The 14820-nt window shown below is 64.2% G+C and carries 11 protein-coding genes; 2 read left to right on the forward strand and 9 right to left on the reverse strand.

The window, feature by feature from the left end; genetic code table 11:
• Positions 1–43: 43 nt before the first annotated feature.
• Complete coding sequence (locus ABD903_RS07440; protein WP_345222733.1) at positions 44–6868, reverse strand: LamG-like jellyroll fold domain-containing protein; 6825 nt, start codon at positions 6866–6868, stop codon at positions 44–46.
• Positions 6869–7397: 529 nt separating this feature from the next.
• On the opposite strand from ABD903_RS07440, the gene ABD903_RS07445 reads away from it, so the two are divergent.
• A complete protein-coding gene (locus tag ABD903_RS07445; RefSeq protein ID WP_345222735.1) occupies positions 7398–8018 on the forward strand; it encodes a helix-turn-helix domain-containing protein in 621 nt (206 codons plus the stop codon).
• A gap of 247 nt (positions 8019–8265) precedes the next feature.
• Entirely contained in the window at positions 8266–8685 is a 420-nt protein-coding gene (locus tag ABD903_RS07450) for a hypothetical protein (RefSeq protein WP_345222736.1), read from the forward strand.
• 103 nt (positions 8686–8788) lie between these two features.
• Here the strand turns inward: ABD903_RS07450 and atpG are convergent, their stop codons facing one another.
• The 8 genes from atpG to ABD903_RS07490 form a co-directional block, all read right to left on the reverse strand.
• Complete coding sequence (gene atpG, locus ABD903_RS07455) at positions 8789–9679, reverse strand: ATP synthase F1 subunit gamma (protein WP_345222738.1); 891 nt, start codon at positions 9677–9679, stop codon at positions 8789–8791.
• Positions 9680–9790: 111 nt separating this feature from the next.
• Entirely contained in the window at positions 9791–11374 is a 1584-nt protein-coding gene (atpA, locus tag ABD903_RS07460; protein ID WP_345222740.1) for a F0F1 ATP synthase subunit alpha, read from the reverse strand.
• A gap of 9 nt (positions 11375–11383) precedes the next feature.
• Positions 11384–11944: an ATP synthase F1 subunit delta gene (atpH, locus tag ABD903_RS07465; protein WP_345222741.1), complete on the reverse strand. Its 561-nt coding sequence runs from the start codon at positions 11942–11944 to the stop codon at positions 11384–11386.
• 83 nt (positions 11945–12027) lie between these two features.
• Positions 12028–12519, reverse strand: coding sequence for a F0F1 ATP synthase subunit B (locus ABD903_RS07470; RefSeq protein ID WP_345222743.1), 492 nt, complete (start codon positions 12517–12519; stop codon positions 12028–12030).
• A gap of 152 nt (positions 12520–12671) precedes the next feature.
• A complete protein-coding gene (gene atpE / locus ABD903_RS07475; protein WP_111479763.1) occupies positions 12672–12932 on the reverse strand; it encodes an ATP synthase F0 subunit C in 261 nt (86 codons plus the stop codon).
• A gap of 65 nt (positions 12933–12997) precedes the next feature.
• On the reverse strand, positions 12998–14083 hold the full coding sequence (gene atpB / locus ABD903_RS07480) for a F0F1 ATP synthase subunit A (protein WP_345222747.1): 1086 nt from the start codon (positions 14081–14083) through the stop codon (positions 12998–13000).
• A 32-nt stretch (positions 14084–14115) separates the two neighbouring features.
• A complete protein-coding gene (locus tag ABD903_RS07485) occupies positions 14116–14523 on the reverse strand; it encodes a hypothetical protein (protein ID WP_345222749.1) in 408 nt (135 codons plus the stop codon).
• Between the two features lie 53 nt (positions 14524–14576).
• On the reverse strand, positions 14577–14813 hold the full coding sequence (locus tag ABD903_RS07490; RefSeq protein ID WP_345222750.1) for an AtpZ/AtpI family protein: 237 nt from the start codon (positions 14811–14813) through the stop codon (positions 14577–14579).
• Positions 14814–14820 lie beyond the last annotated feature (7 nt).

Consider the following 14820-nt stretch of genomic DNA (forward strand, 5'->3'; position numbering starts at 1 on the left):
CCCCGGCATTTTGCCGGGGCCCTTGTAAGCAACAACAGCCGGGCTATTCCACCAGCAGGCGCACGGCCTGCGTGCCGGTACGCACCACGTACACCCCGGCCGGGCATCCGCCGGGCATCACCAGCAGGGCCGTACCCGTGGCATCGGCAGTAGCCATCAGCACCTGGCGGCCCAGCGCGTCGTACACGGCCACAGCGGCACCGGCCGGCGCACCGGCCAGGGTGGTGGTCCGGGACGGATTCGGGGCCAGCGTGAGGCTAGTGGCGGCAAATGGGGCCGTTAGGGTGACCACGCGCACCGGCGAATGGCTGAACGTGTCGTCCTGGTCCACTTGCCGCAAGCGGTAATAGAGCGCCACGGCGTTGGTCGGCAGCGCCGCGTCCAGCAGCTCGTAGCGGCGCGGGGCGCTGCTGTGGCCGGCCGCGGCCACCGTGCCAATGGGCGCAAAGTGGCTGCCGTCGAGACTACGCTCCACCTCAAAACGGGCGCTATTGGTTTCCGTAGCCGTAACCCAGGCCAGGCGTACCGCCCGGTGGCCCGTGGCCGTGGCCGAGAAGGCGGTCAGCGCCACCGGCAGCGGGTTGGACCGGCTGCCCAAGGTCCAGATGGAGAAATCCGTGATGCCGGTTTTGGTTACCACATTCGGCCCCGCTACGCCCCCCTGCGGTGCCCAGGGGCCCGCAAGGCTGCTCTCCGATTCGAACAGGGCCAGGTTAGCCGGTGCAATGCCGTTCAGCTCGTGGTCGAAGTAACGGAAATCCATGGTCACGTTCAGGCCGGCGTTTACGGCGGGCTGGATGTCGTAGTAGCGCCGGATGCTTTGGCTGCTGCCCGTACCCGTGAGGGCCGTGCCGGTTACGCGGCTCACCAGCGTGGCGCCGGGAGCGGTGGAGCCGGCGGCCGGCGTCAGCGTCAGGCCCAGGCCGCCGAAAGCCTGGGCGGTACCGGGCACCAGGGTGCGGTTCACCACTGCTTTGCCCACCACGTAGCCAGTGCTGCTCTCGCTCAGAACGGCCGAGCCGCCCAGGTCAACCTGGTAGGCGCCGGTGGTCGTGAGCGTGCCGCTGCTGAGCGTGAGGGCTGTGCCAATGGCGAGGTTCCGGGCCAGCTGCACCGTGCCGGCGGGCTTGTTCACCACCAGGGTGGCCACGGTGCCGCTGCTCAGCGTTTGGGTAGCGGCGCTGCCCACAAAAGCCACCGTGCCGTTGAGGGTGGTCGTGCCGTTGTCGGTCAGGTCGCCGCTTACTTGCAGGGTGGTGCCGGCGTTGGTCGTTAGGCTGGCGCCGCTGGCCACGGTCAGGTTCTTCGCGGCAACGGTGCCGGCGCCCACTACCGGGTAGCGGGCCTGGCCCGCCGGAACAACCACGTCGGTGGTGGCGTCGGGCACTTTGCCGAAGCTCCAGTTCTGGCAGGCCAGCGGGGCGGTGCTCAGGCTGCCGTTCCAGGTGGTGGTGGGCGTAGGCGGCACGCTCACCGTTACCACGGCCGGGGCCGTGGCGGTGTTGCCGCCCGCGTCGGTCACGGTGAGCGTCACGGGCACGCCGTTGGTTACCGGGGCCGCGTCGGTGGTCCAGGTGGGAGACCCCACAAAGCTGGCCTGGTTGGCTGCCGCGCCGGTGGCGTCGTTCACCAGCGTGCCGCTGCCCTCGTTGAAGCGGTAGTACGCTACCAGTCCGCTCGTGCCACCCGGCAGGCCAATGCCCTTGGCCGCGTTGATCTGGGCGGCCGTGCGGGCCACGCTCCACACGCGCACCTCGTCGAGGCTGCCGTTGAAGAACTCGGTGCCGACTGTTTTTCCAATGGTCAGGTTGTCGGCGTTGGGCACGGCGTGGGGGCCGGGGTTGTCCGTCGCAATGGCCACGCCGTCGAGGTAGAGCGTGCGCGTGTTGGCCGCCGCGTCGTAGCTCGCCGCTACGTGGTGCCAGGCGCCGCTCAGGTCGGCGGTATTGCGCAGGATGTCCGGCCCCCACCAGTAGTGGACCAAACCGATGCCGCGAAAGTCGTTGAAGAGGCGCAGGGCATTCACCTGCGGGCCGGTGCCGTAGTTGCCCCAGCCAATGATGCCGTAGGCGCCCATGTTGGCGGGCTTGATCCAGGCTTCCAGCGTGTAGGAGTCGTTACCAATGGGCATGGCGTTGCCGGCGGCCACGCTCAGGTATTGGCCGCTGCCGTTCAGGTGCAGGGCGCCGGCCACGGTGGGCGGCACGGCGTCGGCGCAGCTGAAGAGGCTGGGCGACACGCTCAGCGCGCCGGCCGGGGCCGCGGCGCAGTCGGCGGTGCTGCCGTTGTTCACGGCCGCGGCCGTCAGGGTGGCGTTGCCGTTCACGTCCAGGCTCACGCTGGCGCTTTGGGCCAAGGCCACCGGCGCCGCGCACGCCGGCAGCGTTACGGCAACGGGGTTGGAATAGCCCCCCTGCCCGGTTACCGAGGTCTTATCGGCCCGCACGCGGTAGTAGTACGTGGTGCCGCCCACCAGCCCCGTCAGGGCTACGTTGGTGGCCGTGGCGGCCACGGTGCGCGAGGACAGGCCGGCGGTAAAATCCGCGTTGGTGGCTACCTCTATTTCGTAGGTGTTGGCTGTGCCCAAGGCCGGGGCCGTCCAGTTGGCGGTGAAGCCACTGCTCGTTATTACCGTAGCGGGCGTGGCCGTGGGCAGCACCTGGGCGTAGCTCTCCACGTAGTTGCTGGTGGTGTTGCCGCTGGTCAGGGCCAGGTTGGTGAGCGTGCCGGCGTAGCCGTTTACCAGGTCGTAGAGGGTAATCAGGCCGGCGTTGTCGCCGGTGCTGGCCGTGGCCGGCGTGCCCTGGTCGAAGTTCAGGTGCAGGCGCAGGCTGGCGGGTACGCTGGCCACGTCGCTGGTCATGTCGGCCACGATGTTGGCCGGGGTCAGGGCCGCGTTGTAGATGCGCACCTCGTCGAGGCGCCCACGGAAGTGCTGACCGGGTATGGCGTCAGACCCGCCCACGTGCAGGTTTTCGGTGCCGGAGCTGATGCCGGTGTTGGTGGTGGTGGCCGCGTCCGGCACGCCGTTCACGTACAGCAGGAAGGCCGTACCGGCGGAGTTCCAAGTGGCCGCCACGTGGGTCCAGCGGTTGGCGGGCACGGGTACCGAACCGCTCACCGCGCGCACGTTCCCCGCGCTGGGCCACACGTCGGCGGCGAGCCGACCGTTGATGATGTGCAGGCCGTAGTCGCCGATTTTGCGCACGATGGGGTTACCCCCCGTGTTGCCGTCGTAGTACACCCAGGCTTCGAGGGTAAAGGCTCCCGCCCCGAGGCTGGCTACCGCCGGCGTAGCGTCGAAGCTCAGGAAGTCGTTGGAGCCGTCCAGGGCCAGGGCGTTGCCGGGAGGCGCCACCACGGCGAAGGGCGCGGTGGCCGTGCCGAAGGCCGTGGTCAGGGCAATGCTGCCGCTGCCGGTTGCGGCCGCGGCCGGCACGCGCACCACCACGCTGCGGCCGGTGTTGCTCAGGATGCCGGCCAGGGCGTCGGCCCCGTTAACAGTCAGGGCCGTGGGGTTGCCCAGGCTGGTGCCGCTGAGCGTGAGCACCTGGCCCCGCCCGCCGGGGTTGGGCGTTACGCCGCTGAAGCTGGGCTCGGGCACGGTTACCTCGAAGGGCAGCCCGTTGCTGGTGCCGCCGGGCGTGGTTACGGTTACGGTGTAGGCGCCCAGGGCCAGGCCGGCGGGCACCGTGGCGCCGGTAATGCTGGTGCTGCTGGCCACCACGTAGCCCGCCGGGGCCGCCGTGGCCGTGCCGCCGCTGCTGGTAAAGGTCACGGCCGTGGCCCCGGTCAGGAAGGTGCCCGTGAGAGCGAACTGGCTGCCGGCCGGTCCGCTGGCCGGCGCCAGGGCGCTGAGCACCGGCGGCGGGGGTATGTCCACGAGCCGGGCTGCGAAAGCCGCCTGCCCGGCGGGACTGAGCGTGGTGGCCCCGAAAGTGGCGGGCGGATTTATCAGGCCCGCCACGTACACGCCCGTGCCGCTCACGGCCAGGCTCTGGCCCTGGTCGACGGAGCTGCCGCCGCCGGCCACGGCCCAGTCGCAGGCGATGGTGCTGCCCGCGTCGGTGTATTTAACCACGAACGCGTCGCTGCTGTTGCTGGCACCGAGTCCGGGCAGGTCCACCGACAAAAAGCGCACAAGGTTAGTGTTGGCGGCGTTATTGGTGACAAAGCCCGTCAGGTACACGCTGCCGCCGCTCACGGCAATGGCCAAGCCCTGGTCGGCGCCGTTGCCGCCGGCGCCCGTTACCCAGCCCAGGGCGCCCGTGTCGGCGTACCTGGCCACGAACACGTTGAAATTGAGCGAGGTGCCGTTGCCGGGCAGGGCCACCCCGCCGAATTGCACGGCGCTGGTATTGGCGCTGTTGTTGTTGGTGAAGCCCGTCAGGTACACGCTGCCGCCGCTCACGGCAATAGCCTGGCCCTGATCGGTGCTGGTGCCGCCGGCGCCCGTTACCCAGCCCAGGGCGCCCGCGTCGGTGTACTTGGCCACGAACACGTTGGCATTGAGCGAGGTGCCGTTGCCGGGCAGGGCCACCCCGCTGAATTGCACGGCGCTGCCGTTGGCGGCGGTGTTTTGGATGTAGCCCGTCAGGTACACGCCCGTGCCGCTCACGGCAATGGCCTGGCCCACGTCGACGGTGGAGCCGCCGCCGGCCGTGGCCCAGTTGCAGGTGGCGCCGGTGCCCACGTCGGTGTACCTGGCCACGAACACGTCGAGGGAATTAGAGGCGCTGGCCCCGGGCAGGGCCACGCCGCCAAAGCGCACGGCGTTGGCGTCGGCGGCGGTATTTTGGAAAGAGCCCGTCAGGTACACGCTCGTGCCGCTCACGGCAATGGCCCGGCCCTCGTCGGTGTTGCTGCCGCCGCCGGCCGTGGCCCAGTTGCAGGTGGCGCCGGTGCCCGCGTCGGTGTACTTGGCCACGAACATGTCGGGGAGGTTGTTAGAGCTGGTCCCGGGCAGGGGTATTCCGCCGAAGCGCACGGCGCTGACGTCGGCGGCGGTGTTGGTGATGGAGCCCGTCAGGTACACGCTCGTGCCGCTCACGGCAATGGCCCGGCCCTCGTCGTTGCCGGTGCCGCCGGCGGCCACGGCCCAGGCCCAGGTATTGGTGGCCGGGCTCCATTTGGCCACGAACACGTCGGAGTTGCCCGTGCTGGCCAGCGTGGTGGTCCCAAAACCTACCTGCCCGGAGAAGGTGCCGGTGATGAACACGTCGCCGGCCGCATTCACGGCCGTGGCCCGGACCACCGACGTACCGGTGGCCGTAACCGCCGTGCCGGTATTCTGCCAGCTGCCGGTGGCCGCGTCGAGCGCGGCCCGGCCGGCCGCGCTCGGAACCACGGCTGCTGCCGCCCCAAACAGGGCCGGCGCGTTGCCGCTGCTCAGTCCCACCTGCACGCTGCTGCCGCTCACGGCAATGCCTGCGCCAACGTCGGCGCCGGTGCCGCCGCCGGCCGTGGCCCAGTTGCAGGTGGCGCCGGTGCCCGCGTCGGTGTACTTGGCCACGAACACGTCCTGGCTGTTGCTGGTGCTGGTCCCGGGCAGGGCCACCCCGCCGAATTGCACGGCGCTGCCGTTGGCGGCGGTGTTCGTGGTGTAGCCCGTCAGGTACACGCTGCTGCCGCTCACGGCAATGGCCCGGCCCTCGTCGGCGGCGGTGCCGCCGCCGGCCGTGGCCCAGTTGTACGTGGCGCCGGTGCCCGCGTCGGTGTACTTGGCCACGAACACGTCGAAGCCATTGGTGGCGCTGGCCCCGGGCAGGGGCATTCCGCCGAAGCGCGCGGCGTTGGCATCGGCGGCGTTGTTGTTGAGGTTGCCCGTCAGGTACACGCCCGTGCCGCTCACGGCAATACCGCGGCCGAAGTCGTTGCCGATGCCGCCGCCGGCCGCCGCCCAGTTGCAGGTGGCGCCGGTGCCCGCGTCGGTGTATTTGGCCACGAACACGTCGGGGCTGCTGGTGGTGCTGGCCCCGGGCAGGGATATTCCGCTGAAGCGCACGGCGTTGGCGTCGGTGGTGTTGTTGTTGCAGTAGCCGGTCAGGTACACGCTGCTGCCGCTCACGGCAATGGCCCGGCCCTCGTCGATGCCGGTGCCGCCCCCGACTACGCCCCAGTTGTAGGTGGCGCCGGTGCCCGCGTCGGTGTACTTGACTACGAACACGTCCTGGTTGTTGCCTACGCTGGTCCCGGGCAGGGCTACCCCGCTGAATTGCACGGCGCTGCCGTTGGCGTTGTTGTTCGTGCAGTAGCCGGTCAAGTACACGCTGCTGCCGCTCGCGGCAATGCCGTACCCCTGGTCGTTGCTGGTGCCGCCTCCCACCGTGGCCCAGTTGTAGGTGGCGCTGGTGCCCGCGTCGGTGTACCGGGCCACGAACACGTCCTGGGTGTTAGCAAAACTGGCCCCGGGCAGGGGCACCCCGCCGAAGCGCACGGCGTTGGCGTCGGCGCTGCTGTTTTGGATGTAGCCGGTCAGGTACACGCTGCTGCCGCTCACGGCTAAGGCCCGGCTCTCGTCAACACCCAGGCCGCCGGCGGCCGCGGCCCAGGCCCAGGTGCCGGCGGCCGTGTTCCACTTGGCCACGAACCCGTCGGAGTTGCCCGCGCTGGTCAGCGTGGCGGTTCCGAATCTTACCTGCCCGGAGAAGATGCCGGTGATGAATACGTCGCCGGCCGCATTCACGGCCGTGGCGTTGATGGTGGCCGAGCCGGCACCGCTGGCTTGGGTAGGGGCCAGGGCAGCGGCCCAGGGCGGGGCCGTTTGGGCCCGGGCCGCCGGCGGCAGCAGCAGGGCCAGCAGCGCCCCGAGGGCAAGAAGCAACCGGGCGCCCAAAGGGCGCCGGCAAGCAGCGTAGCAGTGATTCATGCGAAGGTGTGGAAAGGGTTGCGCCAGCAGGCGCAGAGCAGTCAACGGGTAGTGCCCTGATAAGAAATCAGGTACACTATATATTCTATAAAGGTAGGCACGCCCCGGCGGTGTTCGGCTATGTAAGCTCAACAATTCCTACCAGTCCCGTTTTACTGTGACCAAAAAATCAGCCCGTTACGCGAGTTGGCGCTGGTGCCGGTCTGGTGGTGTGGCGGCGGCGGCTGGGTGGTATATCATAATGGCATGGTAGCATAGTCTGTATACCATAGATGGTATACAGACGGCTTTAGAAAATGCCACGTGTATATCTACACTAGTATACGGGCTACTGTTTTAACTCGCGGCTGTATACTTACGCCCAAACTGGTTTTGCAACCAGGTGCTAGGCGCGGCTTGCTGGCGTAACGCCTCTGGTTCGGCCGGCGGCTGGCCGTTTCGGCCGGTTCTGGTACCGGCTGCGTATGTTCCGCCACCCGCTCTCTCACCTGCCGGCCGGCGCGGCCGGCCCGCCTTTGTTTCCTCGCCCGTGTCTACCACCGCCTCTCCCCTGCCCGACATCAGCCTGACCACCGCCGTGCGCCTGCACCTGGGCCTTTCCATGCGCCAGCTGGCCCGCTACTTGGGCGTAACGGCGGGCTTCGTAAACCACCTTGAAACGGGGCGGCGGGGGCTGCCCCCGGCCCTGGCCCCGCGCCTGCTGCACCTGGCGCAGCTGCTGCCCCCGCCCCTGGGGCCGGGGCCCACCACCCCGCCCGAGCCGCCGGTTTACGCGCCCCTGGCCCCCCTGCCCGCCCCCGACGCGCAGCTGCCGCCCGCCCCGCCCGACGCCGCCCCGGAGCCCCTGCGCCGCCGCCGGCGCGACTGCCAGCTGCGGCTGCTCGTCCAGGGCCAGCGCCTGGCGCAGCTCCAGGCCCGCGCCGCCGTGCTGGCCCACCGCCGCTGGGGCCTGGCCCTGCTGCAAATCACCCCTGCCCCCCCCGAGCCCCCGGAAGCGGCCCGCTACGCCCGCTGGCTGGGCGAGCTGGCCACCGACCTAGCCCGCGACGAGCCCGACCCCGCCGCCGCCGCCGCCACCCGCCACCTGCTGGCCGCCCGCGTGGCCGGCCTGCGGGCCGAAGTAGCCGCCCTCACGGGACCTCACCCCTAGCCCCCTCTCCCCTGGAGCGGGGGGACTAGCATGTAGCCGTAGCCGCCTCGCTTGATGCGCGACATCCCGTAGGGAGGGTTGCGTTCTGGCAAACAACGAAGTCGTCTGGCACCCCTCTCCTTTTGGGGAGGGGATGGGGGTGGGGTGCCTTCCCTACGGAGGTGGGGTCCCCTTCCGCCGTATGGTTGAGCTTGGGATTTTCTTCTACCTTACGGCCGGCAACTCCGCCACCTTTATCTTCATTTTTATGCCATTTCCTGTTGAATTATTGACCACCCCAGCCGAGTGCGACACCGTACTCACCGCCCTAAACCAGGAGCGGCGCGTGTTTACCGTGCGCGACCAGGTGCTGGATTTACAGGCCGACCAGTCGGCGGACCGGGCCACCGACCGCAACCAGGACCTGGCGGCAGCCACGGCCAGCGTAACCCGCCTGACGCCGCTGGTGGCGGGCCTAACGCCCGGCAGCGCCGAGCACGCCACCCTGGACCGGCTGCTGACCCGCGCCCAGCGCCGCGTGGAAGACCTGAGCACCCCCGCGGCCAGTGCCGCCCGCACGCCCACGGCCGCCTTCCTCAAGGCCGTAGACGTGCGCCAGGTAGCCGTGCAGGTGCTGGAGCTGGAGGCCGCCATTGCGGAAGTAACCGCCCGTCGCGCCGCCCTATAAGCGCAACCCGCCAGGGCTCGGTTCTAGCCCTATTAAAACGCCAAAACGGCCCGCCTCCTTTCCGGAGGCGGGCCGTTTTGGCTTGTTGAACAAATCTTGCTTTTTACCGACCCGCAGCCAAGGCTTCAGCACCACCCACGATTTCGAGAATCTCGGTGGTGATGGCCGCCTGACGCGTCCGGTTGTAGGTCAGCTTGAGCGACTTGAGCAGCTCACCGGCGTTGTCGGTGGCTTTATCCATAGCCGTCATGCGGGCGCCGTGCTCCGACGCGTTGCTTTCCAGTACAGCCTTATAGAGCTGTACTTTCAGCGACGTTGGGATAAGCGTACGCACAATTTCCTCTTTGCTCGGCTCGAAAATGTAATCCACGTTCGAGGTGGCACCGGTAGTTACCGGCGCTTCAGCGGGCAGAATAGGTAGCAGTTGCTCGGCACGGATGATTTGGGTAGCAACGTTCTTGAACTCGTTGTACACCATCACCACTTGGTCGTATTCGCCGTTGGCAAAGCCAGTCATGGCTTGCTCAGCAGCCACGCGCACCGTATCGAAGGAAAGCTGGGCAAACACTTGGGTGTAGTTGCCTACCAGCTCGCCACGACGGCCGTAGTAATCGTGGGCCTTGCGGCCGATGGCCATAAAGCTCACGTTACCGGCCGCAGCCTGTGCCTGGTAGCGCTCCTGAATCAGTTGATTCACGCCCTTGAACACGTTGCTGTTGAAAGCACCGGCCAGGCCGCGGTCCGAGGTAATGGCAATGATGAGCACACGACGCACGTCACGCTGCACGCCGTAGGCGCCGGTTACATCGGCATCGGCACCCTGCGAGAGGTTGGCCAGAATGCTGTTGAGCCGCTGGGCGTAGGGCCGCATGCGCATGATGTTGTCCTGAGCGCGTCGCAGCTTAGCCGCCGCCACCATTTTCATGGCTTTGGTGATTTGCTGCGTCGAGCTGACCGACACGATGCGGTTGCGAACTTCTTTTAAGCTAGCCATTGCGTTGAAAAAGAGTTGTCAGTTGCTCGTTGTCGGTTGTCAGGATGGGCGAAGCAACGTAACCGCCGCATCTTCCTGACCCCTGACAACCAACAACTGACAACTAATAAATTACTTCGTAGCGTACGAGGCCGACAGGTCTTGCGTCACCTGGCGGATGGTGCCCGTGATGGTGTCGTCGAGCTTCCCGGCCTTCAGGCCTGCCAGCACGTCGGCATGACGGGTGTTCATCACCTGGGTGAACTCACGCTCAAACTCGCGCACACGGTTTACCGGAACGCGGTCGAGCAGACCGTTCGTGGCTGCGTAGATGATAGCTACCTGATCTTCCACCTTCTGGGGCGAGAACTGGGGCTGCTTCAGGATTTCGAGGTTGCGACGGCCGCGCTCAATGGTGAGTTTGGTCGAGGCATCGAGGTCCGAGCCGAATTTGGCAAAAGCTTCCAGTTCGCGGAACTGAGCTTGGTCCAGCTTCAGCGTACCGGCTACTTTCTTCATCGACTTGATCTGGGCGTTACCACCCACACGCGATACCGAGATACCCACGTTGATAGCCGGACGAATACCCGAGTTGAACAGGTTCGTTTCGAGGAAGATCTGGCCGTCGGTAATCGAAATTACGTTGGTCGGGATGTACGCCGAAACGTCACCGGCCTGGGTTTCGATCAAGGGCAGAGCCGTTAGCGAACCGCCGCCTTTCACCAAGTGCTTGATGCTCTCGGGCAAGTCGTTCATGTCGCGGGCAATCGTGTCGGAGGCGTTGATCTTGGCGGCACGCTCGAGCAAACGGCTGTGCAGGTAGAACACGTCCCCAGGGTAAGCCTCACGTCCGGGAGGACGACGCAGCAACAGCGACACCTCGCGGTAGGCTACCGCTTGCTTCGACAAGTCATCGTACACCACCAGAGCCGGACGGCCCGTGTCGCGGAAGAACTCGCCGATGGCGGCACCCGTGAAGGGCGCGAAGAACTGCATCGGAGCGGGGTCGGAAGCCGAAGCGGCTACTACCACGGTGTAGTCCATGGCACCGCCGCGCTGCAGCGAGTTAACTACCTGAGCAACCGTCGAAGCCTTCTGACCTACGGCTACGTAGATGCAGAATACCGGCTCGCCGCGCTCGAAGAACTCGCGCTGGTTCAAGATGGTGTCGATGGCTACGGTCGACTTGCCGGTCTGACGGTCACCGATGATCAGTTCGCGCTGACCACGACCGATCGGAATCATGGCGTCGATGGCCTTGATACCGGTTTGCAGGGGCTCGTTTACCGGTTGACGGTAGATTACACCAGGAGCTTTGCGCTCCAGGGGCATCTCGTACAACTCGCCGGCAATGGGGCCACGGCCGTCGATAGGCTGGCCGAGCGTGTTTACCACGCGGCCTACAATGCCTTCACCAACTTTGATCGAAGCAATTTTCTTGGTGCGGCGTACGGTAGCGCCTTCCCGGATTTCAGAGTAGTCGCCGAGCATTACGGCACCTACGTTGTCTTCTTCCAGGTTGAGCACCAGGGCCTGCAGGCCGTTTTCAAACTCGAGCAATTCGCCCGATTGGGCCTTCGTGAGGCCGTAAATGCGGGCTACCCCGTCGCCAACCTGCAGCACCGTACCGACTTCTTCGAGTTCGGATTCGGTCTTGAAATTGGACAACTGCTCCCGCAGAATGGCGGATACTTCATCCGGACGTACTTCTGCCATGACGCTGACTTATAGTTGGGCTTGGTAGGGGTTCTGTTTGAAGGTGGTGCGCAGGCGGTTGAGGCGCGTGCGAACCGAGTCATCGATCTGCCGGTCACCCAAACGCAGAACGATGCCACCGATGAGGCTGGCGTCGACGTGCTCGCGCAGTTCGATGGTGCCGCCGCCGGTTTGTTCTTGTACCAGACGCTGAACCTGCTCACGCAGTTCCGGGGTTAGCGGCGTGGCCGTGGTCACGTCGGCAATCTGGATGTTGCGCAGTTTGTTGAACTGCGTCTGAAACTCACTTGCCATGAATTCCAGCGCCGTCTCACGGTTTTTCTGCGTGACAATGGTGAAGAACTTCATGGTGAGGTCCGACACCTTGCCTTCGAACAGCCGCCGCAGGATGTTCAGCTTCTTGTCGTGCTGCACAATGGGGTTGCGCAGGGCCAGGCGCAGGTCGCGGCTGCCGTCCAGCGTGTTGCCGAAAAGCTCCATGTCCTGTTGCACCTTGTCCAGCGTACCCTGCTCCTGAGCCAAATCCAGCAAGGACTTGGCGTAGCGGGCGGCGACTCTTTGTTCAGACATATTATGAGTATTGAGGAGCTAGGAGTTGGGAGCTAGGAGTCAGAATATTGTTGTTCTAACTCCTGGCTTCTCACTTCTATCTTCTAATTCAACTTTACCTCTTGCAGGTAGTCGTTCACGAGTTGCTTTTGGGCACCCGAGTCCGTCAGTTCGCGGCGCAGGATGCGCTCGGCAATATCAATCGACAACTGAGCGGCCGTGTTCTTCACTTCAGCTAGCGCGGCCATCTTTTCGTTCTGGATGGCTTCGCGGGCTTGCATGATGAGGCGGCTGCCTTCGTCGGTGGCTTTCTGCTTAGCCGTTTCGATGAGCTGGTTGCTCATCTCGTTGGCTTCTTTCAGCATCCGGTCGCGCTCCAGGCGGGCTTCGGCAATCAGCTTTTCGTTGCCGGCCTTCAGGGCCTGCATTTCCAGCTTAGCCTGATCGGCCATACGCAGCGCGTCGTCAATGCTGTCTTCCCGCTCGCGCAGGGAGGCCAGAATTGGTTTCCACGCGAAGGCGCGGAGGATGAGCAGCAGAATTAAAAAGATGGCGAGCTGCCAAAACAGCAAGCCGAAACTAGGGTTGGTAAGCATGGGCGCTTAGCAAAGGCTAGATGAGAAATAGGCTCCGCACCGAAACCGCGTTCAGCGAGGCAAGCCATTACAACCCGGTAACAATAGTGAAGGAGCATGAACCAAGGCGCCCGTTTCCCAGGTGGAAAACGGGCGCTGGTTTATGCGCACTACTACTGCAGTTTCAGGGCAATCAGCAGGCAGACTACGACTGCGAACAGAGCAGCACCTTCTACAAGGGCAGCTACAATCAGCATAGCCGTCTGGATTTTACCCGAAGCTTCGGGCTGGCGGCCAATAGCCTCCATGGCGCTGCCGCCAATGCGACCGATGCCCAGACCGGCACCCAGGATAGCCAGACCGGCACCGATACCGGCACCCATAACGGCCAGACCAACAGCATTAACGACCTGCAGCAACAGAGTGAGAAGCATAAAACAGAAGTTTGGGGAGTGAAAAAGAAAAGAGTCAGTAGAAAAAGAAAACGAAGTGGGGCGACCTAGTGAGCGTGCACGTGGGCCGGCGCGTTGGCGTCGTCACCACCAATGCCGTGGTCATGGTCGTGGTGCTCTTCCACCGCGCCGCCGATGTACATGGCGGTCAACAGCGTGAAGATGTACGCCTGCAACAGGGCCACCAGCAGCTCAAGGCAGCTGATGAACAGGCCGAAAGCCAACGACAGGGGCGAAATAGCCACCGTGTTGAAGATGAAGATGAGCGAGATAAAGCTCAGGATGATGATGTGACCGGCCGTGATGTTGGCGAACAGTCGAACCATTAAAGAGAAAGGCTTGGAGATGACGCCAATCAATTCCACCGGAATCATAATCGGGCGCAGCCACAGCGGAACACCGGGCGTCCAGAAAATGTGCGTCCAGTAGTATTTATTAGAGCTGAACGTGGTGATGAGCAGCGTAATAAAGGCAAAGAGGAAGGTAACGGCGAGGTTACCAGTGAGGTTAGCAGCACCCGGCAGCAAGCCCAACAGGTTGTTAAACCAGATAAAGAAGAAGATGGTCAACAAGTAGGGCAGGTACTTCTCGTACTTGGGGCCGATGGCCTTCTTGGCTACTTCGTCGCGAACGAAGATGATGATGGGCTCGAAAAACGACTGCAAACCTTTGGGGGCGCGGCCATGGTTTTTCTTGTAACCCTTTGCTACCGTGGTAAACACCAGAATCAACAGCACCACGCTAATCAGCAGCGACGCTACGTTCTTGGTAATGGAGAAATCGTACACCGTGCTGCCATCTTCGGCTACGAGGTGCTCGTGCTCCAACTTCAGGCCGTTGTAGCTCTCTTTAAAGTCGTGACCGAAACGGCTCGACGAGAAAACCGACAAGCCCTTGCTAGGCTGGTAAGCAATAATGGGCAGCGGCAGGGTGATGTGCGAGTGGCCAATCGTAGCGAAATGCCATTCGTGGGAGTCGCCAACGTGGTGCAAAATCATTTCGCCCGCGTTGAACTTGCCCTCTTCGGTGGCTTCTACCTGCGTGTCGGCGGTGGTTGAAACCTCGGTTGGATGCTCTTGCGCAAAAACCGGCAACGTCAGAACCCAGAAGAAAAGGACAAATAACCGCTTCATGCAGAGTGATTTAGGTCTAATTTCAAACAAGGCTAAGATGCTTCTAAGTCCTGTTTTGAAAACGGGCGCAAGTTAGTCACGACATTCCAGACTTCAAACCCGGTGTAGAGGAAATACAGAGCGAAGAACAGGCCCAAAAATGTCCAAGTGTTACGCCCATCCTGAGCGCCACCGCGCACTAAATAGGTTACAACAACGACTAAAGCCAGTACAAGGCGCAGAGCGGTGGTGCTAAACCATGCCGTGAGCAACGATTCCGGGTCGCGTTGGTAAGCTCGCCACGTTAACCAAAACGTGAGCAGCGTGAGTCCAACGTAAAACAGCAGCAGCCAGTCTGCTTTGGGATGCACTATCGATTCGCCGTACTGCATCCGGAGAAAATACAGCAGAGCCCCGAGCAGGACCGAAAAGAGCAGAAGGTTGCGGAAGAAACGATTCAAAGCGAGAACGAAACAGACTGAGTATAGCGGCTCAGCTTGGCAAAAGGAAATGCTTATTTGTCGCTGGAAGCGGCCCGAATGATCTGGTACATGGCAGCAAATACGCCCGTCAGGGCCAGAACTACCGTGCCCCAGGGGCTCCAGCCCATTTTCTCATCGAGCTTGATGCCCAGCCAGGTGCTGATGCCGATGGTAGCCAGCATCTGCATGCCCACACCCGAATAGCGGGCCAGCTGGCTGGACCGTTTCTGCTCGGAATCAGGAGGCGTAGGCGTGGCGGGTTCCGACATGAAACAC

It is taken from the genome of Hymenobacter koreensis, from assembly GCF_039541855.1.
In the GTDB taxonomy this organism is placed as follows: Bacteria; Bacteroidota; Bacteroidia; order Cytophagales; family Hymenobacteraceae; genus Solirubrum; species Solirubrum koreensis.

What these genes read in the sequence shown, in the direction of transcription:
- atpA (WP_345222740.1), bottom strand. Translation starts at nt 11,374, where the DNA reads ATGGCAGAAGTACGTCCGGATGAAGTATCCGCCATTCTGCGGGAGCAG.
- atpE (WP_111479763.1), bottom strand. Translation starts at nt 12,932, where the DNA reads ATGCTTCTCACTCTGTTGCTGCAGGTCGTTAATGCTGTTGGTCTGGCC.
- ABD903_RS07490 (WP_345222750.1), bottom strand. Translation starts at nt 14,813, where the DNA reads ATGTCGGAACCCGCCACGCCTACGCCTCCTGATTCCGAGCAGAAACGG.
- atpB (WP_345222747.1), bottom strand. Translation starts at nt 14,083, where the DNA reads ATGAAGCGGTTATTTGTCCTTTTCTTCTGGGTTCTGACGTTGCCGGTT.
- atpH (WP_345222741.1), bottom strand. Translation starts at nt 11,944, where the DNA reads ATGTCTGAACAAAGAGTCGCCGCCCGCTACGCCAAGTCCTTGCTGGAT.
- ABD903_RS07470 (WP_345222743.1), bottom strand. Translation starts at nt 12,519, where the DNA reads ATGCTTACCAACCCTAGTTTCGGCTTGCTGTTTTGGCAGCTCGCCATC.
- atpG (WP_345222738.1), bottom strand. Translation starts at nt 9,679, where the DNA reads ATGGCTAGCTTAAAAGAAGTTCGCAACCGCATCGTGTCGGTCAGCTCG.
- ABD903_RS07450 (WP_345222736.1), top strand. Translation starts at nt 8,266, where the DNA reads ATGCCATTTCCTGTTGAATTATTGACCACCCCAGCCGAGTGCGACACC.
- ABD903_RS07440 (WP_345222733.1), bottom strand. Translation starts at nt 6,868, where the DNA reads ATGAATCACTGCTACGCTGCTTGCCGGCGCCCTTTGGGCGCCCGGTTG.